General features: G+C 69.5%; 20 protein-coding genes. 17 read left to right on the top strand and 3 right to left on the bottom strand.

All coding sequences use genetic code 11. The features are described 5' to 3' along the window. The 6 genes from ACZ7IF_RS28405 to ACZ7IF_RS28380 all read left to right on the top strand — a co-directional run. Positions 1-3,252: non-ribosomal peptide synthetase (locus ACZ7IF_RS28405; protein ID WP_470976907.1), on the top strand; the 3,252-nt coding region annotated here is incomplete at its 5' end. An 85-nt stretch (positions 3,253-3,337) separates the two neighbouring features. Beyond that, a complete protein-coding gene (locus ACZ7IF_RS28400) occupies positions 3,338-3,550 on the top strand; it encodes an MbtH family protein (protein ID WP_470976904.1) in 213 nt (70 codons plus the stop codon). Continuing rightward, complete coding sequence (locus ACZ7IF_RS28395) at positions 3,547-5,106, top strand: amino acid adenylation domain-containing protein (protein WP_470976902.1); 1,560 nt, start codon at positions 3,547-3,549, stop codon at positions 5,104-5,106. The genes ACZ7IF_RS28400 and ACZ7IF_RS28395 overlap by 4 nt, the downstream gene beginning before the upstream one ends. 9 nt (positions 5,107-5,115) lie before the next feature. Continuing rightward, positions 5,116-5,340, top strand: coding sequence for an acyl carrier protein (locus tag ACZ7IF_RS28390; RefSeq protein ID WP_470976899.1), 225 nt, complete (start codon positions 5,116-5,118; stop codon positions 5,338-5,340). Further along, complete coding sequence (locus ACZ7IF_RS28385; protein ID WP_470976896.1) at positions 5,337-6,551, top strand: argininosuccinate synthase-related protein; 1,215 nt, start codon at positions 5,337-5,339, stop codon at positions 6,549-6,551. The genes ACZ7IF_RS28390 and ACZ7IF_RS28385 overlap by 4 nt, the downstream gene beginning before the upstream one ends. 661 nt (positions 6,552-7,212) lie before the next feature. Next, positions 7,213-7,644 carry a PPOX class F420-dependent oxidoreductase gene (locus ACZ7IF_RS28380; protein WP_470976893.1) on the top strand — a complete coding sequence of 144 codons (432 nt, stop codon included), beginning with the start codon at positions 7,213-7,215 and terminating at the stop codon, positions 7,642-7,644. Between the two features lie 64 nt (positions 7,645-7,708). On the opposite strand, the gene ACZ7IF_RS28375 is transcribed toward ACZ7IF_RS28380, so the two are convergent. After that, entirely contained in the window at positions 7,709-8,017 is a 309-nt protein-coding gene (locus ACZ7IF_RS28375; protein WP_470976890.1) for a transposase family protein, read from the bottom strand. A 387-nt stretch (positions 8,018-8,404) separates the two neighbouring features. On the opposite strand from ACZ7IF_RS28375, the gene ACZ7IF_RS28370 reads away from it, so the two are divergent. After that, on the top strand, positions 8,405-8,800 hold the full coding sequence (locus tag ACZ7IF_RS28370) for a hypothetical protein (RefSeq protein ID WP_470976887.1): 396 nt from the start codon (positions 8,405-8,407) through the stop codon (positions 8,798-8,800). 362 nt (positions 8,801-9,162) lie between these two features. Here the strand turns inward: ACZ7IF_RS28370 and ACZ7IF_RS28365 are convergent, their stop codons facing one another. Both ACZ7IF_RS28365 and ACZ7IF_RS28360 read right to left on the bottom strand, forming a co-directional pair. Then, a complete protein-coding gene (locus tag ACZ7IF_RS28365) occupies positions 9,163-10,419 on the bottom strand; it encodes an MFS transporter (RefSeq protein ID WP_470976884.1) in 1,257 nt (418 codons plus the stop codon). After that, entirely contained in the window at positions 10,410-10,910 is a 501-nt protein-coding gene (locus ACZ7IF_RS28360) for a MarR family winged helix-turn-helix transcriptional regulator (protein ID WP_470976881.1), read from the bottom strand. Before ACZ7IF_RS28360 ends, ACZ7IF_RS28365 begins: the two co-directional genes overlap by 10 nt. 370 nt (positions 10,911-11,280) lie before the next feature. Here ACZ7IF_RS28360 and ACZ7IF_RS28355 point away from each other — a divergent pair, with 370 nt between their 5' ends. From ACZ7IF_RS28355 to ACZ7IF_RS28310, 10 genes are all read left to right on the top strand, one after another. Further along, positions 11,281-12,324, top strand: a complete 1,044-nt coding sequence (locus tag ACZ7IF_RS28355; RefSeq protein ID WP_470976879.1) for a methyltransferase — start codon at positions 11,281-11,283, stop codon at positions 12,322-12,324. 309 nt (positions 12,325-12,633) lie between these two features. After that, positions 12,634-15,114 carry an amino acid adenylation domain-containing protein gene (locus tag ACZ7IF_RS28350; RefSeq protein WP_470976876.1) on the top strand — a complete coding sequence of 827 codons (2,481 nt, stop codon included), beginning with the start codon at positions 12,634-12,636 and terminating at the stop codon, positions 15,112-15,114. Between the two features lie 62 nt (positions 15,115-15,176). Beyond that, positions 15,177-16,484, top strand: a complete 1,308-nt coding sequence (locus ACZ7IF_RS28345) for a preATP grasp domain-containing protein (RefSeq protein WP_470976873.1) — start codon at positions 15,177-15,179, stop codon at positions 16,482-16,484. A gap of 50 nt (positions 16,485-16,534) precedes the next feature. Further along, positions 16,535-17,965, top strand: a complete 1,431-nt coding sequence (locus tag ACZ7IF_RS28340; RefSeq protein ID WP_470976870.1) for an NAD(P)/FAD-dependent oxidoreductase — start codon at positions 16,535-16,537, stop codon at positions 17,963-17,965. 24 nt (positions 17,966-17,989) lie between these two features. Then, a complete protein-coding gene (gene dpgA / locus ACZ7IF_RS28335) occupies positions 17,990-19,096 on the top strand; it encodes a 3,5-dihydroxyphenylacetyl-CoA synthase DpgA (protein ID WP_470976867.1) in 1,107 nt (368 codons plus the stop codon). 19 nt (positions 19,097-19,115) lie between these two features. Further along, positions 19,116-19,850 (top strand): enoyl-CoA-hydratase DpgB, encoded by a 735-nt coding sequence (dpgB, locus tag ACZ7IF_RS28330; protein WP_470976864.1) that lies wholly within the window; start codon positions 19,116-19,118, stop codon positions 19,848-19,850. Next, positions 19,847-21,202, top strand: coding sequence for a (3,5-dihydroxyphenyl)acetyl-CoA 1,2-dioxygenase DpgC (gene dpgC, locus ACZ7IF_RS28325; RefSeq protein WP_470976861.1), 1,356 nt, complete (start codon positions 19,847-19,849; stop codon positions 21,200-21,202). The genes dpgB and dpgC overlap by 4 nt, the downstream gene beginning before the upstream one ends. Before the next feature lie 87 nt (positions 21,203-21,289). Beyond that, positions 21,290-22,507 carry an aminotransferase-like domain-containing protein gene (locus ACZ7IF_RS28320; RefSeq protein WP_470976858.1) on the top strand — a complete coding sequence of 406 codons (1,218 nt, stop codon included), beginning with the start codon at positions 21,290-21,292 and terminating at the stop codon, positions 22,505-22,507. A gap of 24 nt (positions 22,508-22,531) precedes the next feature. Continuing rightward, positions 22,532-23,479 (top strand): beta-ketoacyl-[acyl-carrier-protein] synthase family protein, encoded by a 948-nt coding sequence (locus ACZ7IF_RS28315; RefSeq protein ID WP_470976855.1) that lies wholly within the window; start codon positions 22,532-22,534, stop codon positions 23,477-23,479. Beyond that, positions 23,472-24,218 (top strand): O-methyltransferase, encoded by a 747-nt coding sequence (locus tag ACZ7IF_RS28310; RefSeq protein ID WP_470976852.1) that lies wholly within the window; start codon positions 23,472-23,474, stop codon positions 24,216-24,218. Before ACZ7IF_RS28315 ends, ACZ7IF_RS28310 begins: the two co-directional genes overlap by 8 nt. Positions 24,219-24,233: the final 15 nt, after the last annotated feature.

Below are 24,233 nucleotides of genomic sequence, written 5' to 3'. Positions count from 1 at the left end.
GCCCGCGCACACGACACCACCGTCTTCATGGTGCTCCACGCCGCCCTCGCCACACTCCTCCACCGCCTCGGCGCCGGCGACGACATCCCCCTCGGGACCGATGTGGCGGGCCGCGACGACCAGGCACTGGACCGGGCCGTCGGATTCTTCGTCAACACCCTCGTCCTGCGCACCGACCTCTCAGGCAACCCCACCTTCGAACAACTCCTCAACCGCGTCCGGGACATCGACCTCGAGGCCTACACCCACGCCGACATCCCCTTCGAACGCGTCGTCGAAGCCCTCAACCCCACCCGCTCCCCCGCCCGCCACCCCCTCTTCCAGGTGATGGTGTCCCTGGACAACACGGCGGGCATTTCGGGTGCAGAGTTCGAGGGCCTGCGGGTCACCACCGAGACCGGCAGGCTGGCCTCGGCGAAGTTCGATCTGATCTTCGACCTCGCCGAACGGCACGACGACCACGGAGCACCGGCCGGACTCACCGGCGTCATCGAATACGCCACCGACCTCTTCGACCAGCCCACAGCCGACCTCCTCGCCCACCGCCTCCAACACCTCCTCACCACCCTCACCAACCACCCCCACCTCCCCATCACCCACACCGACATCCTCACCCCCCACGAACACCGACAACTCGCCACCCTCAACAACACCACCACCCCACCCCCCACCCACACCACCATCCCCCAACTCTTCGAAGCACAAGCCGCCCGAACCCCCCACGCCATCGCCATCCGCCACCACGACCAACACCTCACCTACGCCCAACTCAACGAACAAGCCAACCAACTCGCCCACCACCTCCGCACCCACGGCACCGGACCCGAAGACCTCATCGCCCTCGCCCTCCCCAGATCGGTGCGGTTCGTGGTCGCGCTGCTCGCGGTGCTGAAGTCCGGCGCCGCCTATCTGCCCATCGACCTGGAGTACCCGGCCGACCGCATCGCGCACATGCTGGAGGACGCCCGCCCCGCCCTGGTCCTCACGGAATCGAAGGCGCAAGACCGACTGCCCGCGACCGCCACGCCCGCCCGCCTGGTGCTGGACGAGCTCGGCGCAGCCGTCGCGCGGTGCCCCGCCGCCGACCCCGTTCACGGCGTCCTGCGGCCGCACCACCCCGCGTACGTCATCTACACGTCGGGATCAACGGGCCGGCCCAAGGGGGTCGTGGTCACCCACGCCAACCTCACCCATCTGGCCGCGGCCTACGAGAAGGTGCTGCTCGGCCCGGAGAAGGTGCTGCGGGTCGGCGCGATGGCGTCCTTCTCGTTCGACTCGTCGACCACCGACATCCTCGCCATGATGTCCGGGCACGAGCTGCACGTCCTGGACGAGGACACCCGGAGGGACCCGGACGCCCTCGTCGGCCATGCCGTGGCGTTCGGGCTCGACATGCTCAACATCACCCCGACATACGCACGACAGCTGCTGGCCGCGGGGCTGCTCGCCGAGGACCGGCACCGTCCGACCGTGCTCTGGATCGGCGGCGAGGACATCGGCCGGGACCTCTGGGAGGAGCTGGGCACGTACGCGGACCTGCGCGGCTACAACTCGTACGGTCCGACGGAGTGCACCGTGGACGTCCTGTACGCCGAAGTCCGCGGTGGAGGGGCCCCGGCCCTCGGCACGCCGCTGCCCAACACCCGGGTCCGCGTCCTTGACGCGCGCCTGGCCCCCACCCCCGCCGGTGTGGCCGGGGAGCTGTACGTCTCCGGGGCCGGGCTCGCACGCGGGTACCTGAACCGTCCCGGGCTCACGGCCGAACGCTTCGTCGCCGACCCGTTCGGCGCGCCGGGCGAGCGGATGTACCGCACCGGGGACCTCGTACGGCTCCGGACCGACGGCACCCTCGAGTATCTGGGGCGCGCCGACCGCCAGGTGAAGCTGCGCGGGTTCCGCATCGAACCCGGCGAGGTCGAAGCCGCGCTCGTCTCGCACCCGGCAGTGGCGCAGGCCGCCGCCGTGGTCCGCGAGGACCAGCCGGGCGACCAGCGGCTGGTGGCGTACGTCGTACCGGACGAGACCCATCGGGCGGGGGGCGCCGGTGCCGCGGAGCTACGCGCCCACGTCTCCACCCGCCTGCCCGGCCACATGGTGCCCGCGGCGTTCACGGTCGTCGAAGCGCTGCCCCTGACCGTCAACGGAAAACTGGACCGGTCTGCCCTCCCGGTACCGGCCTACGCGGTCGACGGTTCGGTGCGAGGACCCCGTGACCACCGGGAAGAGCAGCTGTGCGGAATCTTCGGGGAACTCCTCGGCGCGCCCCGCATCGGTATCGACGACGGCTTCTTCGACCTGGGCGGCCACTCCCTCCTCGCGGCACGGCTGGTCAAGCGGATCGGTGCCGAGCTGGGGATCGACGTGTCCGTCCGGGACGTCTTCGACACTCCCACGGTGGCCGGGCTGCTGGACAGATCGGGAGATCAGGACGCGCGGAGGGAGAACTCCCTGCGCTCCCTGCTGCCGATCCGCGCGCACACCCCGCACAGCAGCCCCCTGTTCTGCGTGCATCCGGCACTCGGGATGAGCTGGTGCTACGCGGGGCTCGCGGCGCACCTGCACCCCGTGACGGGGCTGTACGGTCTGCAGACCCGGGGGCTGCTGGAACCGGAGCACCTGCCCACGAGCATCGGCGAGATGGCTTCGTCCTACCTCGCCGAGGTGCGCGCGGTGCAGCCGACGGGTCCGTACCGCCTGCTCGGCTGGTCCTTCGGAGGACTGGTCGCGCATGAGATGGCGGTACGGCTCCGCACCGCCGGCGAAGAGGTCGAACTGCTCGCGCTGCTCGACAGCTATCCGAGCCCCGGGGACGGAACGGAAACGGGCGCCGACTGGGCCGACGTGCTCGCGGACCTGCTCGGCGAGGGTGCGAACGTGGCGGGGGCGCTCGCCGAGCACCCCGTGCGACCGGACGATCAGGCCCTCGCCGATCTCGTCGCGCGTGAAAATCCCGCACTCGCCGCTCTCGAACCGGCACGGATCGCGGGGCTCGCCCGTGCGGTCGCCCGGCACATCGAGCTGATGGACCACCACACCCCCGGGTGCTACGACGGCGACGTCGTCTTCTTCCGGGCCGCTCGCCCCACGGACGGACTGATGCCTCCGTCCGTGAGTGCCGCATGGCGGTCCCACGTGCTCGGTGACATCGAGATCCACGAGGTGGACAGCACTCATCTGGGCATGGCCCAGCCGACCCCATTGGCGCACGTCGGCCGGGTACTGCGGCACCTCGTCCGGGAGGAACCGACCTGAATCCGCCGCAGGAGCCCGCGCGCGACCTGCCTCCTGGACGCGATCGGACGCGTCCGGGCCGCACTTTCACAGAGGAGATCGAGGTATGAATCCATTCGACGACCAGGACGGAGAGTTCCTGGCGCTGGTCAACGACGAGGGCCAGTACTCGCTCTGGCCGGCCTTCGCGGAGGTCCCGCCGGGCTGGTCGGTCGCGGCGGGCCGCGGCAGCCGGCAGTCCTGCCTGGAGCACATCGAGGGGAACTGGACCGACATGCGCCCGGTGAGCGCCCGCGGCACGGGGACGGCTGACCAGTGATCCTCTCAGGACCGCGGTCTCCGCGCCGCACCGCTCCCTTCGTCCACCGGGTCTTCGAGGCCCATGCGGCCCGCGACCCCGGGGCGCCGGCGGTCACCGACGCGACCGGCCGGTACACCTACGGGGAACTCAACGCGCGCGCGAACCGGTTCGCTCATGCGCTCGCCTCCCGCGGCATAGGCCCCGGTTCCCTGGTCGGGGTGTGTCTGCACCGCTCGGTCGACTTGATGGTCACCATCCTGGGTGTGCTCAAGTCGGGTGCGGCCTATGTGCCGCTCGACCCGACGTACCCCGCGGAGCGGCTGCGCCTGAACGTCGCCCAGCTCGCCGCCATGACCCTTGTGGTGGCCTCGGAGGACACGCGCCGGCTGGTCGGCCAAGGCGATGCCGAGGTACTCGCCCCGGACGCCGTCCTGGCCGGGTCCCACGACCACCACACGCCGGAGGGTGACCCTCGTCCGCACCTCGCCCCGGAGGCTCCGTGCTACGTGGTGTTCACCTCCGGGTCGACCGGCACGCCGAAGGCGGCGGCCGTCCGGCACGAGGGCTGGTTCAACCTGCTGGAGTCGCTGGCCGTGTCGTACGGGCTCGATGCTGAGTCGTCCAACCTGGTCGTCAGCTCGTTCGGGTTCGACATCACCCAGCGCAGTCTGCTGATGCCCCTGTTCACCGGCGCCACCCTGCACTTGCTGCCCAGCCGCAGATTCGACGCGCTGCTCGCCCGTCGCCTCATCCGCGAGTTCGGGGTGCGCACGCTGCACTGTGCTCCCAGCACCCTCTACCTGCTGGTCGAGGAGGACGATGAGACGCAGGCGGTTTCCGCGTTGGAATCCCTGCGGGTGCTGTTCTGCGGGGGCGAGGCGCTGTCGGCAGGACGGATCTCCCCCTGGGCGCGCGGCCCGGGCCACGGCTGCCGTCTGGTCAACCTGTACGGAGTCGCCGAGTGCAGCGATGTGTCCACGGCGCACGAACTCCACGACTGGGAGCGCTACACGACCTGCGGTGTGCCGGCAGGGCTTCCGCTCGCCAACACCGACGTACACGTCCTCGACAGCGACCTGGCGCCGGTGGCGCAGGGCCGGACCGGCGAGATATGCGTGGCGGGGCGCGGTGTCGGTGCCGGGTACCTCAACGCCGATCCCGAGAGCGGGAAGCGGTTCACCCGCCTGGCCACGTCCCACGGGTCCGTCGAGCTGTATCGCACCGGAGACCTCGGACGGGTCGGCCCCGACGGTGAGCTGCTCTTCGTCGGACGGATGGATTCCCAGGTCAAGGTGCGGGGCATGCGCGTCGACCTGGGGGACGTCGAGACGGCACTGCGGACGCTGCCCGATGTCGCCGACGCCGCTGCCGTCACCACCGGCGCGGACGAGCTGGTCGCGTACGTCGTACCGGCACCCGCAGGACGGGTGGACGACCGGGCCGTGCGGATCGCGCTGCGGGATTCCGTCCCGGACCACATGGTCCCGCAGCGCGTCGTCCCGGTGTCCGCGTTCCCCCTCAGCCCCAATGGAAAGGTCGACCGGACGGCTCTGACCCGTCTGGCACACAATTGAGGAATTCTCTTGATCACTGAGCAGATGCACCACATTTGGGCCGAGGTCCTGGGCCTGGACGACTTCTCCGACGATGACGACTTCTTCGTGCTGGGCGGGCACTCCCTGCTGATGGTGCGCATGCAGGCGCTCATCAGGCAGCGCCTCGGCGTCGAGGTGCCGATGGACGAGCTCTTCGAGCGACCGACGGTGGCAGGCGTCTGCGCCTACCTGAAGAGCGGAGCGTCCCTGTGATACCGCCTTCCGCCGCCTCTCCCGTGGTCCGGTCCTTCCGGGACGTCACCGGGTCGATCCGGTCGGCGCCCGAGCGTCCGGTGGTCACCCTGTTCAGCGGCGGACTCGACAGCACCTACCTGCTCCACCGGCTGCGGCTGGCGGGAGCGTCGAACGTGCACGCCGTCAGCGTCGGCCTCGACGCGGACGAGCGGCACGACCCCAAGGAGCAGATCGCGGCCAAGCTGGGCGTCACCTTGCACGTGGTCGACGCACGGGAGCGGTTCGCGGCCGAGTTCGTCCGTCCCGCCATCGCCGCCCAAGCGGTGTACCTCGGCACCCATCCCATCAGCTCGTCGCTCAGCCGGCCCCTGATCGCGGCGGAAGCGGTAAGGGTGGCCGACCGGCTCGGTGCGGGGCTGCTGCTGCACACGGCAAACCGCTCGCAGAACACCCTCCGGCGGCTCAACGGCGCCCTGGAGCTGCTCCGCTGGCCCGGCCGCTACGGCAGCCCGTACGACCTGGCCCCGGTGGAGCGCACGCAGAAGATCCAGGAACTGAAGGAGGCCGGTGTCGACGAGCTGGACGGCCGTACCGTGAGCGGCGACTCCAATTTGTGGTGCCGCGAATTCGAATCCGGGCTCCTGGACGATCCGGAATCGCACGCGGTACCGGAGCAACTGTACCGGTGGAGCAGACGTCCCGACGCTCATGCGCTCGGCGGGGAGATGGTGGAGGTGGCGTTCCGGGCGGGCGTTCCGGTGGCGCTCGACGGCAGGGCGCTCCCGCTGACCGCTCTGATCGCCGAGCTGAACGCGCGCGTGGGCCGCTACGGTATGGGGCGCTACAGCGGTCTGGAGCACCTCGACCACGGGGAGAAGGTGCTGGAGATCCGCGAGATGCCGGCGGCCTGGCTGCTGCTGCACGGCTACCGGCTCCTGGAGAACGCCGTGCTGGACGCGGAGACGCTGCGGGAGAAGATGTCCGTTGAGCAGCTCTGGGTCCGCGAGGCCCTGGAGGGCCGCTGGTACGGAGAACTCCGGGCTGCGGTACAGGCGTTCATCGATGTCTGTGCACGCGACATCACGGGTTCGGTGCGCTGGCGGCTCGCGCCTGGTTCGGCGGAGACCCGCTCGATCGTCGCCGAGCGTCCTCGCTACCTACGGGACCGGGAGTCGTGGGAGCGCCAGTCCATCGCGGCGGAGGTCGCCTCGCACCGGCCCGCGATCTGAGCGACCGCTCCGGGCGCCGGGCAGCAGGGACGTGCCCTGCCGGAACCAACTCCGGCAGGGCCAGCGCCGCCGCGCCCCGCACCACCCACGGCCACCACCCCGGCCGCTGCGTCCAGATCGGCTCACTCACCAAGGTCCTCACCGGAACCGCCTTCGTCCGCATGGCCGCAGCCGGCCTGCTGACCGCCGCCGACGCAGTGGAACGCCGGCTCCCGGCAGCCTCCTGGGCTGCCCGGCAAGGACCCCTACCGCGCCGGACGCACCGAGGACGCCGTCACCGCCCTCGCCCAGCACGCCCCCGCGAACGGCCACGTCCTGGCCGGCCACCTCATCGACCTGGGCCGCACGGACGAAGCCCTGACCCTCCTCAAGCCGCCCGCTCCCCCGACGCCGCCCCGTCTGTCAGACGGCGCCCGGCACGACGCTCCGCCGTTCTGAGCCATGCCTCGTACGGGCCGGCACGAAAGGATGCGGAGAGAACACCGCGCGCACGTCCACGGGTGGGGTGACGGTGCCGGCTTCTGCCTCGGCGCGATCCACAAGCACACCGCTTGACGTCGCGAGCCGGGGGGCAGCGGCCTCACGAGGCATCCGCGGCATGCGCTAAGCCCTTCGGGTGGCTCCGGGAATACCCCGCGACCGGTGGTGACTTGGTCCGTACATGAACGCCACTCCATACGACCCGCGCACGCTGCTCGCGGAGAGCCGCCTCGGCATTCTCGCGACGATCAAATCGGACGGCCGTCCGCAGCTCTCGCCCGTCATGCCCTTCTACGATCCGGAGGGCGATGTCCTCTACGTATCGATGACCGAGGGACGTGCCAAGACGGCGAACCTGCGGCGGGACCCCCGCGCCGCACTGGAGGTGACCAGCCCGGACGGCTGGGCCTGGGCCACCGCCGAAGGGAACGTGACCCTGACCGGGCCGGGGACCGACCCGCACGGCCCGGAGGTCGAGGCGCTGGTGCGGTACTACCGCGCTGCCGCCGGCGAGCACCCGGACTGGGACGAGTACCGGAAGGCGATGGTGGCCGATCGGCGGGTGCTGATGACGATGACGGTCGACCACGTGTACGGGGACAAGATCCGCTGAGCGTTCCCCGCACATCGGCCCGTCCCCGCCGTCGGCGGTGGCACGCCCCCCCTGTCGGGCCGGATCAGGTCAGGCTCCACGACCAGGTCCCGTCCGCGGTGACGAGGCAGGCGAGGACGACCAGGTCGGCAAGGCCCAGGGCGATGCCCAAGCGGGCCCGGCCGGGCCTGGTCGTGTCGTGGCGGGCGGCGGTGTTGTCGTCGGCGCGGCCAGGCCGGGCGGCGGATATCCAGATCAGGCGCCCCTTCTCGTCCGTCAGGGCGAGGAAGTGCAGGCCGTGGCTGCGGTGGTTGCCGGAATGGTTGTGCCGGTCGGCCAGAGGCTCTGGACGCGCTCCTTTCGGATGTCGGGGTCCCCGTTCAGCTGCACACATCGCGCACCCGGCGGCCCAAGCCTCCACCGAAGCCCCGTCGGTCACGTTCGGCTCATGCCGGGGTGATCGCCAACAACGGGTGGTCGGGGAGGTCGGGATCTGGCAACGCTGCCGGCTTCTGAGGACCGCTCAGGCCGAGGTCGGTCAGCGCGGCGGGGGCGTCGAGTCAGTCGATCGCACTGACAGACGGCCTACTCCCCAGGCATCCTCCCCTGCCCCCCGGCGGGTGTCCCTGCCGCTCTTCGTACGTGGCGGTGAGGAGGGGGAGTGCGTCCTCGATCTGCTGGCGGCGGGTCGACTGCCAGCCGATGAGCCGCTGGTCGATATGCACCTTTCCACGCGTCACCGCCAACCGTGCACGAGCTCGTCAGGTGCGATCCTGTAGGCATGAACCGTCTCGGCGACGCACGCTGGCACAACGGGACGCTGCGCTTTATGACCCTCATGGCAGCCGGCACTCAGGATCAGATCGCCTGGCTGGGCGAGCGTGAGCTGGAGACGAAGGACGTCGTTGAGGAGGCGGAGCTCCTTTGCCGCGTCTCTGAAGGACTGGCGGAGCGCGGAGTCTTCGAGCCCGCGGATCTGCGCAATCTCCGGGCCATCGGCCGTCGCCTCGGCGAGATCGATGCCACCTGCCGCGTCGGCTTCTGGAACAACGCCCTGGTCACCGACACTGCGTGGGACGACATACGTTCCCTCGCCCGTCAGTTCCTCCTCACGAACCTGGGCGACTGGCGTCAGCCACTGCCACGCCCCGTGCGCCCGCACACAGGCGACCACTGAGCCGTCCAGGCCGTCGTCCCAGACGGACCGAGTGTTGTTCGCTGCTGGGTTTCTGGCGTCCGTTCGCAGCCGACGATGACCCGGAGGAGGAGCAGGGCTGCTACTTCAGCTCGGTCCTGCTGGCACGGCCTGGCTACTACGACACCCCTGCGCAGGCTGCGGAGCGCCTCCGGCAGAGCTCGTGACGGGCTTTCGAGACCGTTGCCGAAGGCGTGGAGGCCGGGCAGGTCGTCGGCGCGGACCACCTTGATCCACTGCCGGAGCTGCCCGGCCTGCGGGTCTCGATGTCGGCCAGAACAGTTCCGTGAGCACGCCTCGACGGGGCGCTCCCGCCCGCCGGGACGGTCTGCCGCCCCTCGGGGTCAGGGGCCGGCCACTGCCTTGGAGGCGGGGGAGGACGTGGACGCTTTGCGCAGGTCTGGCGTCGTGGCACCCACCAGGGCCACGGCTCCGAGGCAGAGCAGGCCGCCGCTGACGAGGGCCGCTGTCCCTGATGCGGCGTCTGCCACGAGGCCGCCGCGCAGGTTGCCGATGTCGGGCCCGGCCTGTCCCACGATCTGTTCGGCCGCGCTGACGCGGCCGAGCAGTTCCTGGGGCGTGTGCATCTGGACGACGGTGCTCCGCGAGACGACGGAGACGGTGTCGGCGGCGCCGGCCAGCACGAGGAAGGCCAGCCCGACCCATCGGTTGGTCGAGGTGCCGAACAGCGCCAGCGCCGCTCCCCAGGTCGCGGAACCGGCGAGCATCACGAGGCCTGGTCGGGGGAACCGGGTGAAGGTCCCGGAGAAGAGGGACGCCGCGACGCCGCCGACGGCGATCGCCGTGAGGAACAGTCCGAGCGTGCGCGGGTTCCCTCCGAACCGCTCCGCGTTGATCAGGGGGAACAGGCTGATGGGCATCGACAGCACGGTCGTGGCCAGGTCGGTGAGCAGGGCCCCGCGAATGACCGGGGTGCGGCCCAGGAAGGCCAGGCCGTCCACGACCCCCCGCAGGCCGGGCCGGGCGGGCTCGTCTCCGGGGGTCATCCGCGGCAGGCCGAAAGCCCCGTAGAACGCGGCGGCGAACGTCAGGGCGTCGATCAGGTAGCAGGCGCCGACTCCCAGCTCGCCGACGATCAGTCCGCCGAGGGCGGGGCCGATCAGCATGGCGCCCTGGAAGGAAATGCGCTTCAGCGCCAGCCCCGCGGCCAGCTGGTGTTTGGGGAGGAGCTGCGGGATGAAGGTGCGCGAGGCGGGCCCGCCGCCCGCGACGAAGCACGACTGGAGTGCGACGAGTCCCAGGACCCCGGCGACGGGAACGTGTCCGAGGAAGCCCTGGAGGGCGAGGAGGAGCGCACACACGGCTTGTCCGCTGGTCGTGAACAGGTAGAACTTGCGCCGGTCCACCCGGTCGACGAGGGATCCTGCGAACAGACCGAGCACGACGAGCGGAACCGCCTGGGCGAGCCCGACGGCACCGGTCCAGGTGGGGCTCTTCGTCATCTGCCAGACCTGGAACATGACGGCGACGACCGTCATCTGACTGCCGAAACCGGAGAAGGTCTGGCCGATCCACAACCGCCGGAAGGGTGGGGACGACCGTAACGGAGCCACGTCGATCAGCGCGCCCGTCAGCCCCATGCGGGATCCTCCTTCAACTTCTCGGAGATCCGGTCGTGGAAGCTCTTGCGCTCCAGGGCCCGCTCGATCTCGGTGACGACCTGGGACAGCGGGGTGGGAATCTCGGCCTCGAGCTCGGCGAGGGCGGCCTCGGTGGCCCGCCATTCCGCCACCAGGCGGTCGACGACGCGACGGGCCTTGTCGGTGAGCTCCACCTTCCTGGTGCGTGCGTCGTCCCCCACGACGGTCCGGACCCAGCCGGCCGTGCGCATCGCGGCGACCTTCTGGCTGAGTGCCGAGTGCGTGAGCTGAACGGACTCGGCGAGTTCCGCGATGGTCATGGGCCCGCGGGAGTGCAGCCGGAGCAACTGCATGACGAAGCTGGGCTTGAGCCCTTCGATCCGCTGCTCGGAGTAGATCCGGGCGATGTCGGCGTCCATGGACGCCTGCAGCAGACGAAGGGGCCGCCAGAGGCTTTGCTGCGTCGGGTCGAGCGCAGAGGTGTCGGCCATGGCGCACATCGTAACAGCACTTATATAAGTACTGTCGCTTCTCGCCGGTTCCAGCCCCACCCGCGCCACCCCGAAGGGAGCGGCCGACCTGCACCGATCGCATCACGGCGATGCCACGCACCGCCCCCTCCGCCCCACCGGCCACGACTGCCACCGGATCCCGCGATGACCTTGAGGGGTTGACGATCACTCGGGCGCTGTGTAAAGGTCGTCAACGGCCCTGATTTCACTGGCCATTCAAATCCATTACCTCTACTGTAGAGCGCATCCCTACCAAGGAAGCAGAGCGTCGCCAGCGCCTGCGTCCTTTTCGAGTGTCCGAGCCGTCGTCCGACTGCTCCGACATACTCCGGGAAAGGGAATAGATTTGATGAACGGCTCCCCGCGAGATGATTCCTTACTCGAGCGGTTCCACTTTCTTGTCAACGCGCCAGCCCTGTTCAACGCGGTCACCACAGCGGTTGAGTTGGGCGTATTCAGCCACCTGTCCGCTCGGCGCTCGGCAACGTTCGAGCAGATTCGCGAGCACGTCTCCATTCCCCCACACCAACTACGCGTGCTGCTCCAGGCCGTGTGCACGACCGGTCTCCTCGTCCGCAGGGACGGTGTGTACGAGAACTCGGCGGTGGCAGAAGATCTGTTGACATCCGATGCCGACGACAGCTGGACGCACATCCTCCTGGGCTGGAAGGAAGTGTATTATCCGGCCTTCTCCCGCATGACCAGTGCGATGCGCTCCGGAACCAACACGGCCCTCTCGGACCATCCCGGCGATGAACCGACCCTCTATCAACGGTTGCCGCGAAACCCCGGTTTGGAGGCCGTGTTCCACCGCGCGATGAGCGCATTCACCCTCCGCTCGATCGACGGGCTCGTGGAGCGCCCGGAATTCTCCGCCGTACGACACCTGCTGGACGTCGGCGGCGGTGACGGAACCACTTCCGCGCATCTCAGCGCCCGCCACCCCGACATGAGGATCACGGTGTTCGACATCCCGAGCGTCTCCGGGATGGCAAAGGACAGGACCGCCTCCCGCTTCGGAGGAAGGATCGAACTGCACCCCGGAGACTTCTTCGAGGACGAGTTCCCCGGGGGCGTCGACGCCGTTCTCTTCAGCCATGTGCTGGAGATATTCTCCGCGGAGCAGATCCTCGCGCAACTGAGGAAGGCCTACGACGTCCTGCCTTCCGGCGGCAGGGTGTTCGTCTACGGCTACAACGTGTCCGACGACGAAACGCGCGGAATCTTCTCGGCGAGACTCGGCCTGTACTTCAACGTCCTCGCGTCCGGGCAGGGCATGGCCTATCCCGCCAAGGACTACGAGACATGGATCGGCCAGGCCGGCTTCGACGAAGTCCACACCATCGGCGGGCTCCCCTACGAACACGGGTTGAGCATGGGCCGCAAGCCCTGACTCCCCGTCCGTCCCGCCTACGAGCCCACCCCCACGAGCTTTCGCCATGCGAGCCGCACGGCCGACGCTGAAGTGCGCCCTCCGGCCGCTGGACGCCCGGCAGGACTCCAGTGGCCGCGCCGGAGCCCTCGCACCCGCTCCCGTACCGGCCCGGCGATCGGCCCCTGGCCCGTCCCGCACGGGCTGATCCGCGCTGCCCTGCGGTCCCGGACGAGGGCATCGCCCCCGCCCCAGCGCGCCTGACGGATCGGCCCCGCCACACGTGATCCGCGTGCCGCACCGGCACACGACCCCATGGAAGGTGAGGCAATGGACGGCCACGCAGAGCGGGATGCCTGGGCTGCGCTCCTGCAAGGCGCCGGCTCTCTGGAGCTCGCCGTGGACCGGCCGCGGCTCACCGCCCGCGACTACCGGCCCGGCAGCGAGTCGGTGAAGATCTCCCCCGAGTCGTTGGCGAAACTGCAGGGTTTCGCCGCCGCACCGGAGCTGGTCGTGCTGACCGCTTGGGCGGGCGTCGCACACCGGCACACCCTGCAGACCGACTTCCTGCTGGGTCTGGACTCCTCCACGTTCTCCGGCCTCCTCAAGGAGCCGACCATCCCGGTCCGCCCGCTGCCGCCCGTCCTGCCGCTGAGGATCCGCCTGTGCCCGGAAGCGTCCTTCCGGACGGCACTCGAGCGAGTGCAGGACTCCGTGATCGAGAGCCTGGATGTCGCGGCCGTCCACGGCGCACCCGACCAGGCCGTGGCACTGCGCGCCTTCGCCGGGGCCGCCCCCGATGCGACACTGCGGCAGCACGCGCCTGACGTGGCACTCCACCTGGGCGACGGACGGCTTGAGTTGCGGTACAACGCGAGCCTGCTCACCCGCGCGGGCGCCCGATGGATGCTGCGCCATTGCTCCACGTTCCTCGACCACGCCGTCACCGGTCCCGACCGGGCGCTGCGCGATCTACCGGTGCAGGGGGGCGATCCGGTTCCGCCCGCCTGGTCCTTACCCGTCCCCGACGGGTACGTCGCCCTCCGGCCCCCGCACCCGGGTGAGAGCCTGGTCGCCCGGTTCGCGGTCACGGCCTCCCTGTACGCGTCACGCGACGCCGTGACCGGGCCTTCGGGCACACTGACCTACGGAGAACTCGATCGTCTCAGCACGAGCACGGCGCGGAGGCTCGCACGATCCGCCGGCCCGGGCCGGCGGATCGGCGTGCTGTGCACGCACGATGTGTACGGTGTCGCCGCCATCTGGTCAGTGCTCAAGACCGGGGCGGCCTATGTCCCGCTCGATCCCCGCCAGCCCGACGGCCGGCTGTCACGCCTGCTGCTCGACGGCGAAGTCAGCGCGGTAGTCTGCGACCCCGGGCTCGTCGATCGCGCCACGTCCCTGGCGCGCGGCAAGCGCGTGGTACCGGTGGACGCCTCGGTCCCACCCCCGGCGGACGCCGGCCTGGATCCCCGGTGCGCCGACGACTCGGTGGCGTACCTCCTGCACACCTCGGGGTCCACGGGGACGCCGAAAGCGGTCGTGCAGAGTCACGGCAACGCCCTGGCGCACGCGTTGACCTACGCGGACCGCCTGCGCATCGGCCCGGGCGACCACATCCCCCTGCTGGCCCGGTGCACCTTCGACGCAGCCGTCATGGACTTGTTCGGCGCCCTGCTCACGGGTGCGACCCTGCACATGGTGGACGCCCTCCTGCCGGCGCCCGACCTCCGGCGTCGACTGGGCGCAACGGGTGCCTCCATCGTCCACTGCACGCCGACGCTCTTCCGGCACCTCACCGGCGATCTGGCCGCCAAGTCACGTGGCCCTGCCGTGGAGTTCGGTACCGTGCGCGCCGTCGTACTGGGCGGGGAAGCCGCCACTCCCCAGGACCTTCGGGCCTTCCTCGCCGCCTTCCCCCCGACGAGCGTGCTCGTGAACGGACTTGGACCCACCGAGTGCACCATGGCTCTCCAGCACGCCGTGACCCGCGACGATCTCGCAGGCACGGGGCTGCCCGTCGGGCACCCCGTGGAAGGCATCGAGGTCCGGCTGGTCGATACCGAAGGTCATCCCACGGAGATCTACGGGGAACTGGAGATCCGCAGCGCGCGCGTCGCGCTCGGGTACCACGGGCAGCCGGAAACGACGAAGGCCGCGTTCGGCGTCGATGAAGCGGGCACGCGCTGCTACCGCACCGGGGACATGGTCCGGCGCAGGGCTGACGGAGCGTTGGTCTTCAGCGGCCGCGCCGATCGCCAGATCAAGATTCGCGGCCACCGCATCGAACCGGGCGAGATCGAAGCCGTCCTGCGCGGCCATCCCACCGTGGCGGAGGCCGTCGTCACCGTCCATGGCGAGCAGGCGGCCGCGCGACTGGTGGCCTATGTGACGCCTTCGACGCCCTTCCCTCCCGATCCGGAGGAACTGCACGGGTTCCTGACGCGCACGCTGCCGGAGTACGCGGTGCCCTGGCGACTGGTGCCTCTGGAGAGGCTTCCGCTGGGGCCCACCGGCAAACTGGACCGCTCGATGCTCCCCGCACCCGACCGGTCCGCAGCTGCGCGGGCCGAGGCGTTCTCCTCGCCCACCGAAGTCGCCGTCGCCGCCGTGTGGTGTCGTGTGCTCGGCGTCTCCTCCGTGGGCCGCAATGCCAACTTCATGGCCAGTGGCGGTGATTCGCTCCGTCTCCTCGAGGTTCTGGCCTCGGTGAAGTCCGAGTTCGACACGGAGGTCGACCTCGTCGACTTCCTCGCCGTCCCCACCATCGCACGCATGGCAGAGATCATCGAACGGGAGAGCGCATGCTGATCCTTCCCGGGCACCGGAAGCAGAGTCCGCCCGCGCGTCCTGATGGCGGGGCCACGACTCGGGTGCTGATAGGCAACGATTTCAGCGAGGACGTCCGCACCGACCGCGGCTGGACCGGATGGTGGGTACAGCGCATGGTCTGGTTCGCGGAGGACGGCGACATCCTGGTCCTTCCGGTACGTCCCGACGATGATCTGACGGAGTACGTCACCGGTCTTACCGGGACGCGCCGGAACACCTTGACCGTGGTCGTGCCGCCCTCCCACGAAGGAAGCGAAGGTACGCTCTCGGCCGCCCGTCTGGCCGACCCCGCGTTCATCGCATCCCTCGAACAGGCGATAGGCGACCGCGAAGTGACCCACCTTTCCGGACTGTGGCCCGACGTCTCCGTCACCCGCCTGGCCCGGGCACTGGGGGTCCAGGAGGCCGTGCCCGGTTACGGGTTCGTCGACCAAGCCGGCGGCGTCATGGTCAACAGCAAGTCGGCCTTCCGGACGCTGGCCGCCGGGGTCGGCGTACCGCTCCCTCCCGGCGCCGTCTGTACCGGTCCCAAGGCCGCGGAGGACGCCGTCCTCGACCTCCTCGACGGCGGACCGGTCGTCCTCAAACACGACTACCTCTCCGGCGGTCACGGCAATGAGATCCTGACGACCGGTGAACCGTTCCGTCCCATCGGCGCCCGCCGAGTCGTCACCGTCGGCGACCGGAACGCGGTCCGCTCGTACCTGGCGGAATCCTGGGAGTGGCTCAGCTCCTCCGGGCGGGGAAAGCCCGTCGTCGAGCGCTACGTGCGGGACAGCTCGGCCTTCTTCGCCGAGTTCCTCATCTCCGCGGACGACGTCGAGCTGACGGGGGACGGCGAGCTGCTCTCGGCCCCCTACGCCGTGGGGGAGATCATGCCCGCGCGGGCCCTGGACCCGGATCTCCTCGACCAGATGGTCGCGGGGGGCCGCAGGCTCGCCTGGGCCCTGCACGCGATCGGCTACCGGGGCGTACTGTGCCCCGACGCGATCGTCACCCCGGAACGGGAAGTGCTGTTCACGGAGTACAACGGGCGCATCACAGGGTCCACCCACATCTACGGCCGGATCGGAAGGGTCGTCGTCGGCGAGGGGTTCGGCAAGGACCGCGTACTCCTCGAGCGCGTCTGGCCCGAAGGCTGGCACACCCCGTCGTTCGCGGCCGCCCTGGACACCCTCGACCGGGCCGGCCTGGCCTACGATCCCCGATCGCGTACGGGCGTCATCCTCACCACGGCCCACGACGGCAACAACGGCGTCATGTACTGCATCGCCGCGGAGGACATCGCCTCGGCCTGGGAACGGGATCGCCAGATCAAGCCGCTCTTCGCCGGCCGCCCGGGGAAATGAAGCCCTGACGCGTCAACCAGCATGTCGATCATCTTGAGAAGGGCAGGAGAATGCCGGTCAATCACGATGTCATAGTCATCGGAAACGGTGCGCTGGGGTCGTCCATCGCCTTCGAGCTGGCTCGCCGTGGAATCAATGTGGCGCGGGTCGGGGGTTCGGCACGGCGGCACGCCGCGTCGACCGCCGCCGGTGCCATGCTCGGGTGCTTCGGCGAGGTCACGGAGCCGCTGATGTCCACCGAGCATGGGCGCTCCAAGCTGTCCCTGGACCACCAGGCGCGGGACCTGTGGGCGGAGTGGCTCCGCGCGCTCTCGGAGTACTCCGGCGACGAATCCGAACTGATCACGGCGGACGGCACGTTCGTGTTCCTGAACTCCGTGGGCACGGCCGCGATCGACACGACCAACTTCGCGGTCATCGAGGCGGCGCTGAACCAGTACGACGAGCCCTACGAGTCGGTCGACGCGGAGAGCATCGACTGGATGCGGCCCAATGAGCTCTTCCGTCCGCTGCGTGCGCTCTACATGCCGCGGGAGCACGCCGTCGACACGTCCCGGCTGTTCGAGAAGCTGGACGCGGCACTGCTCAAGGCCTCGGGCACGATCGTCGAGGACCACGTCGCCTCGCTCGTGATCGAAGGCGATTCCGTGACCGGGGTGGTGCTCGCGGACGGCCGGACCCTCAGCGCGGGACAGGTCGTGGTGGCCGCGGGTGCCAAGTCCGTGGACCTGCTCGCGGACCTGGAGGAGGTCCATCGCAAGATTCCCCCGATGGTGAGCGGGTACGGCGTCTCGGCGCTCGTGCGCACCAAGGACCGGTCGCTCCCGGGCTCCGTACTGCGGACGCCGAACCGCGCCCTCGCCTGCGGGTTGCACTGTGTGCCCCGCGCCGACGGCGTGCTGTACCTCGGAGCGACGAACATCATCTCCGACGCTCCACGCGATCACGCCGATCTCAGGGACCTGAAGTTCCTGGTCGACTGCTCCATCGACCAGCTCCACACGGACCTGGAGGAGGCGGCCCTGCTCAACGTACAGGTCGGCAACCGGCCGATCCCCGCCGACGGTTACCCCCTGTTCGGCGCCACCGGAGTCGCCGGGCTGTGGATGGCGAGCGGCACGTACCGCGACGGGCTGCACCAATCGCCGCTCCTCGCCCGGGAAATGGCGGACATGCTGGAGAACGGCAGCGGCCGGACCGCCGAGCTGAGGGCCTTCGCACCGGTGCGTGCGCCGCTCGCCCCCGGCACTCGCCGACAGGTGGTGTCCAGCGCCGTCTCGCACATGGTCGCCACCGGCTACGAGCGCAAGTGGAACATCACCGGGGAGTGGCCGGCCGTCATCGAGGAGTCGCTGGCCACGAAGTACCTCAAGACGGCCGACTCCCTGGACGAGGAGTTCACTCCTCCCGCGGAGTTCCTCGTGACGATGAGCGACCACAAGTGGGCGGCGCTCCGGCGCTACTACGCCGCGTGGCGCTGACGCATCGACCCGGCCCTGACGCCCATGGGAGCGACGCAGGTGAAGCTCGCTGAACGACTGCCCCTGTCACCATCTCCTGAAATCGTCGGAGTGGGCACGTCGGTGCCCGCGACGACGTACACCCAAGAGGAACTCCTCGCGGAATTCGGCATCACGGATCCGCGCATGAGGTCGGTGTTCCTGAACGGCGCCATCGAACGTCGGGGGCTGACTCTTCCCCCGCGCCGGGAGGACGGCTCGCGCAGTGTGGAAACGCAAGGCGAACTCCTCGGCAAGCACGTCGCGAACGGCCTCGCGATGGGCCGGGAGGCAATCGAATCCTGCCTCAAGGACGCGAACGCCACGCTCGCGGACCTCCGCCATCTGTGTTGCGTGACGTCCACCGGCTTCATCACGCCCGGCTTCTCCGCGCTGCTCATCAAGGAACTCGGCATCAGCCGGCACTGCTCCCGCCTGGACGTCGTCGGGATGGGGTGCAACGCGGGACTCAACGCGCTGTCGTCGGTGGCGGGCTGGTCCCGCGCCCACCCCGGCGAACTCGCCCTGATGGTGTGCATCGAGGTGTGCTCAGCGGCATACGTCTTCGACGGCACCATGCGCACTTCCGTCGTCAACAGCCTGTTCGGTGACGGCTCCGCCGCCGTCGCCGTCAGGACCACGAGCCCGGACGCGCCGTCGCACGCCCTGCCGCGTCCGCGTCTGCTGCGGTTCACCAGCTGCATCATTCCCGACGCCGTGGACGCGATGCGGTACGACTGGGACGACGGTCAGGGAAAGTTCAGCTTCTACCTCGACCCCGATATTCCCTACGTGATCGGCGCCCACGCGGAACTCAGCGTCGACCGGCTTCTCGATGGAACCGGCCTGCGGCGCTCCGACATTTCCCATTGGATCGTTCATTCCGGCGGCAAGAAAGTGATCGACGCCGTCCGTGTCAACCTCGGGCTGACACGGCAGGAAGTCCGGCATACGACAGGGGTCCTGCGCGACCACGGGAACCTGTCGAGCGGATCCTTCCTCTTCTCCTACCGGCGACTGGTGGACGAATTCCTGGTCGAACCGGGAGAGCACGGAATATTCATGACGATGGGGCCCGGATCGACGATCGAAACGGCTCTGGTGGGCTGGTGACGAAGAAGGAGTGCAGCTGATGCAGCAAACCGCCGACCTGAGCAGTGCGCCGGCCGATTGCGCCATCACATTGGAAGTCGAGGGTACCCGGACGCTCGCGGAACTCACTGCCGCGCTCAACGGGACCTGCGAACGGGCGGAGGACCGGAAGGGCGAGCGCGTCGTCGTCGTCCTGCGGCTGGCGGCTTCCGGCACCGGAACCCGGGCCTGGCCCGGTCCCGTCAGCGTTCAGGACGTCAATCGCTGGGAGCGCGCGGTACGCCGCCTGGAGCGCCTTCCCGCCATGAACACCGCCGTCGGGTACGGGGCGTGCAGTGGGCCGGCGCTGGACCTGCTGCTCGCCGCGGACTTCCGGATCGCCTCGCCGGACCTGATGATCGGGCTGCCGGTCAACGACGGGCACTTCTGGCCGGGTATGGCGCTGTACCGGCTCGTGCAGCACGTCGGCCTGTCCCGGGCCCGCCAGATCGTCCTCTGGGGCGGCGACATCACGGCGGCGAGAGCCCAGGAGCTGGGCCTCGTCGACCATGTCGCCGACGACATCGACGCGGCCCTGCACACCGCGACCGTTCTCATGGGCCGCACCTCCGACCAGGAACTCGCCGTGCGGCGTCGGCTCCTGCTGGAGGCCGCCTCCGCCGACTACGACGACGCTCTGGGGGTCCATCTGGCCGCGTGCGACCGGGAGTTACGACGACAGCGCGAGGCGGCCGGAGTCGCGGACGACGACGACCAGGAGGATCGTGGCGAATGAGCACACGACTCGCTCCGGCCCGTCTCCCCTGGGACGAATCCGCACCGGGGTTCACGGGAGCACTGGAAACCGACGCCTCCCTGCTCGCGGACTACGCGGAGGCGGCCGAGCACCACGTGGGCCTCCTGCCTCCGCCACCTCACCGTCTCGGTGATCAACGACTAGAGGCGGAGCGCACCCTGGCACTGGCCCGTACCGCCCGTGGGGCATTCATGGCCCTGCATGCCGACGAGGTCTACAGCCGGCTCACCGAGGACCGCACGCGGTACCTGCGGCTCGACGCCCTCCTGGCCGCCGCAGCGGAGGGCTTTCCCGGGCTGGTGCCGGATCAGGCCCAGGTGCGGGCCGAAGCGGCACGGATCCAGGCCCACAAGGACGGCCGGGAGATGGATCAGGCGGTCTTCTGCGGAGCCGTTCTCCGCTCCGCCTCCGCGGGCACCCACCTGATCGAGGCCATGCTGCGGCCGACCGCCGGGGCACGGGACCTTCTGGAGGAGTTCCGCGGAGTCGGCCGGATCGCCCTGAGCAGCGTCACCGTCGAACGCGAGGGCCGGGCCGCTTACGTCACCTTCCGCAATGCCCACTGCCTCAATGCCGAGGACAACCAGCTCATCGCAGACCTGGAAACCGCGGTCGACCTCGTCCTGCTGGACGATCAGGTAGGCGTCGGGGTCTTGCGCGGAGGGGAGGTGGATCACCGGCGGTACGCGGGGAGACGCGTCTTCAGCGCCGGCATCAACCTCAAGGACCTGCGCAACGGCGACATCTCCTTCGTCGATTTCCTCCTGGGCCGGGAGCTCGGCTACGTGCACAAGATGGCGAGGGGCCTCCTCGTCGACCCGGCTGTGGCCTCCTGGGCCGATCGATGCACCTCGAAGCCCTGGGTGGGTGCCGTCGATTCGTTCGCCATCGGCGGTGGGATGCAATTGCTGCTCGTGCTCGACCACGTCATCGCGGAGAGCGAGGCCTTCTTCTCCCTTCCGGCCGCCGAGGAGGGCATCGTGCCCGGGCTCGCGAACCTGCGGCTCACGCGCGCGGTGGGGACCCGGCTCGCCAGACAGATCATCCTGCGGGGCCGGACCGTTCACGCGAAGGACGCGGAAGCCTCCCTGGTCTGCGACGAGATCGTGCCCGCCGCCGGCATGGAGGCGGCGATCCACCGGGCGGTGCGGGAGCTCGGCGCACCCGCGGTCGCCGCCAACCGCGCCATGCTGTTCCACGCCGAAGAGCCCCTGGACCTCTACCGCACCTACCTGGCCGAATTCGCGACGGTTCAGGCCGCCCGCGCCTACAGCCCCGATGTCCTGGACAAGGTCGAACGCCGGTGGCGGCGGTCGCGAGCCCGGAAGTGATCCCCCGTGCCTTCACTTGCGCTTGACCAGCTCCACGACTCCCTCAGCAGTCCCCTGCTCGGGTCCATCGGCTTCCTCAACGAGGTGATGGGGCGCTACCCGGACGCCGTCTCCTTCGCTCCGGGCGCCCCGCACCCCGCCACTTTCACCGAGATCGACATCGACTCCTGCACCCGGCGGTTCATCGCGCACCTCGCCGACGAAGAGGGGCTGACCGAAGCCCGGGCGCGGCGGACACTGTTCGAGTACGGCCCCAGTCGCGGCATCATCAACGGCCTGGTCGCGGATGCGCTACGGCGCGACTACGGGATGGACGTCCATCCCGACTCCGTCGTCATCACCGTCGGCGCCCAGGAAGCCATGGTCCTCACCCTTCGCGCGCTGTGCGCAGGGCCGCAGGACGTCCTGGCCGTCGCCGATCCGTGTTTCGCCGGCATCACCGGTGCGGCTCGGCTCCTCGGGATTCCCCTGATCGGCGTCGAGGAATCCTCCGCCGGCGTCGATCTGGACGCCCTGCGCCGGGAATGCCGGGCCGCGCGGCGCCGCGGGCAGCGCGTTCGTGCCTGTTACGTGGCCCCGGACTTCTCCAATCCGGGCGGACGCCGCATGCCGCTGGAGAACCGTCACGGCTTGCTCGACGCGGCGGAGCGTGAGGACTTCCACATCCTCGAGGACAACGCCTACGGGTTCACCGCACCCGTCGAATCCGAGATCCCCCAGCTCAAGGCCTTGGACACCGGCCGACGCGTGGTCCACATCGGTACGTTCGCCAAAGTGTGCTTCCCCGGCGCGCGCGTCGGCTACGTGGTCGCGGACCAGCCGGTCCGGGCACCGGGCGGAAGCCAGCTGCTGGCTCGTCATATCGCGGCGCTCAAAAGCACGGTGACGGTCAACACCTCACCGCTCGGCCAGGCGGTGATCGGCGGCATGCTCCTGGAACACGGCGGCTCCCTGATGGAGTTGAGCCGGGAGAAGGCGGCGCTCTACCGCCGCAACCTCACCCATCTCGCCCGCGCCCTGGACCGGGACCTCACGGACGTCGACCCGCGCATCCGATGGAACCTTCCCGAAGGCGGGTTCTTCATCCGTGTCCGGATTCCCGTGCGGGCGGACATGGACCTGCTCGCCGTATCGGCCGAGAAGTACGGGGTGCTCTGGACCCCCATGAGCCAATTCCATCTGGGTCTCGCCGGCGACTGCGAACTCCGCCTGTCGTGCAGCTATCTCACTGCGGAGGAGATCGACGAGGGGGTACGGCGCCTCACCAGATTCCTGAAGACCGAAACGCTGAAGCCTCGTCGCTAACGGAAGCCGTCTGGAGCGGGAGCATTGAGCAGCATCCACATCTCCTCCGTCCGATTCGTCTGCGGTGAACTCCGCAAAGTATCCGAGCTCGTCCACCCGGATCGGGCGTACCTGCAGCCCCTGGTGGAGGAGATCGTTCATTTCCGCGAGACCGACGCGGACATCAGGGAACTGGCCCGGGACGCCGCCGCGCAGACCTTGGCGGACTCCGGAAGGGAGCCTGATCTCATCCTCTACGTCAGCGAGAACGACACGGACAGCTCCGCCTCCTTGGCCTATCTCGCAGACCAGCTGGGCCTTACGGCGACCGACTACCTGGCCCTGTCCGGACACGACTGCGGCAATCTGGCACCGGCGCTGCGCACTGCCGGGGACGCGCTGCTCGCAGGACGGCACCGGCGGGTGCTGCTGGTCCTGGCCGATCGGGCGACATCACAGCGCCGCGTCATGGCGAGCGGCTTGTCCGTCTTCAGTGACAGCGCGGTCGCATGCGTGATCACCCCTGTCCCGGAGGGAGCCGGGCCACGGCTGCGCATGGACGCCGTGGTGCAGCGGACCCTCGTCCGTCACGACGACCGGGCGACGGCGCAGGACCGTGTGCTGGCCACGGTCGAGGTCGCCTCCACAGCCATGCAGGCGCTCGTGACCGCTCTGGGAGTCGAACGCGAGGAGTACGAGTACGCCGTGTTCCCCAATTACCGGCCCGCGGCACAGAAGTTCCTGATGGCGGCCTTGAAGCTTCCTGCGGACAAGCTGGTGCTCGGCCCCGTCACCGAGTTGGGGCACTGCTTCTCCGGAGACGTCCTCATCACCCTGCACCAGCACGCCGGGTCGGGCGCACTCGTCGCCGGGCAGCGGATCCTCGCGTCCGTCAGCGGACCACATTCCTGGGCTTCGATGGCCTTCACCATCCTTCCGGGAACCCCTGAAGCACAGGACACCCAGCGGAGCAGGAGGACCTCCCGTGATTGACGATGCGTTCCATGCCGCCGTGCAGCCCCTCCAGGTCCCCGAGATGGCCACGGATGCCACGGCTCCGCTGCTCTACTGGCTCATCCGGACACTGCGACCGCAGCACGTCCTGGAGGTGGGGATGGGATACACCACCCCCTTCCTCGCGAAGGCGCTGAAAGACAACAAGGAGGCGTACGCGGCCGAACGGGACCTGCTCGGCACCCCGGAATCGCAGACGGTCCAACCCATGGCACACGCCCCCTACTACGACGACCCCTACGAGCCTCGGCTGATCTGCATCGACCGCATGACCGACACCGCGTCCTCCGCTCCCCGCGCCTTGAAGATCCTGGAAGAACTCGGACTCGCCGGCGTGTGCCAGGTCATCGAAGGGGACCTCCGGGGCTCCGCCGGTCAGGTGCGTGAAGCGGTCGGCCTCGTCGACTTCGCCTGGATCGACACATGGGACACGCTGGCCTTCGTCCGCGAGTACTGGGACCTCATCAATCCGGCGGGCGGCATGTTCGCGGCGCACTACCTCATGACCTACCCGGAAGGGCGTGCGGTCCTGCGCTATCTGGAGTCGTTGCGCGGGAGGGAGAACGGACGCCTGGAAATCACGAATCTCCGCGAACCGCATCGGTACGGACAGAACAGTACGACGCTGATCCGGCGGACCCGCGACTACGTGGACCCCGATGATCTCCGCCCCGCCGGAAACAGCAACGACCCCACCGGTGTACTCAACGTCGACTGAGAACGACGAGGAAAC

Source organism: Streptomyces sp. NPDC037421, from assembly GCF_055602105.1.
This window is presented reverse-complemented; position numbering and strand designations above follow the sequence as displayed.

Bases quoted from the DNA above. Each gene is read 5' to 3' on its own strand.
- ACZ7IF_RS28400 (WP_470976904.1), top strand. From the start codon at position 3,338: ATGAATCCATTCGACGACCAGGACGGAGAGTTCCTGGCGCTGGTCAAC.
- ACZ7IF_RS28380 (WP_470976893.1), top strand. From the start codon at position 7,213: ATGAACGCCACTCCATACGACCCGCGCACGCTGCTCGCGGAGAGCCGC.
- ACZ7IF_RS28375 (WP_470976890.1), bottom strand. From the start codon at position 8,017: ATGTGTGCAGCTGAACGGGGACCCCGACATCCGAAAGGAGCGCGTCCA.
- ACZ7IF_RS28370 (WP_470976887.1), top strand. From the start codon at position 8,405: ATGAACCGTCTCGGCGACGCACGCTGGCACAACGGGACGCTGCGCTTT.
- ACZ7IF_RS28365 (WP_470976884.1), bottom strand. From the start codon at position 10,419: ATGGGGCTGACGGGCGCGCTGATCGACGTGGCTCCGTTACGGTCGTCC.
- ACZ7IF_RS28360 (WP_470976881.1), bottom strand. From the start codon at position 10,910: ATGGCCGACACCTCTGCGCTCGACCCGACGCAGCAAAGCCTCTGGCGG.
- ACZ7IF_RS28355 (WP_470976879.1), top strand. From the start codon at position 11,281: ATGAACGGCTCCCCGCGAGATGATTCCTTACTCGAGCGGTTCCACTTT.
- ACZ7IF_RS28350 (WP_470976876.1), top strand. From the start codon at position 12,634: ATGGACGGCCACGCAGAGCGGGATGCCTGGGCTGCGCTCCTGCAAGGC.
- ACZ7IF_RS28340 (WP_470976870.1), top strand. From the start codon at position 16,535: ATGCCGGTCAATCACGATGTCATAGTCATCGGAAACGGTGCGCTGGGG.
- dpgA (WP_470976867.1), top strand. From the start codon at position 17,990: ATGGGAGCGACGCAGGTGAAGCTCGCTGAACGACTGCCCCTGTCACCA.
- dpgB (WP_470976864.1), top strand. From the start codon at position 19,116: ATGCAGCAAACCGCCGACCTGAGCAGTGCGCCGGCCGATTGCGCCATC.
- dpgC (WP_470976861.1), top strand. From the start codon at position 19,847: ATGAGCACACGACTCGCTCCGGCCCGTCTCCCCTGGGACGAATCCGCA.
- ACZ7IF_RS28320 (WP_470976858.1), top strand. From the start codon at position 21,290: ATGGGGCGCTACCCGGACGCCGTCTCCTTCGCTCCGGGCGCCCCGCAC.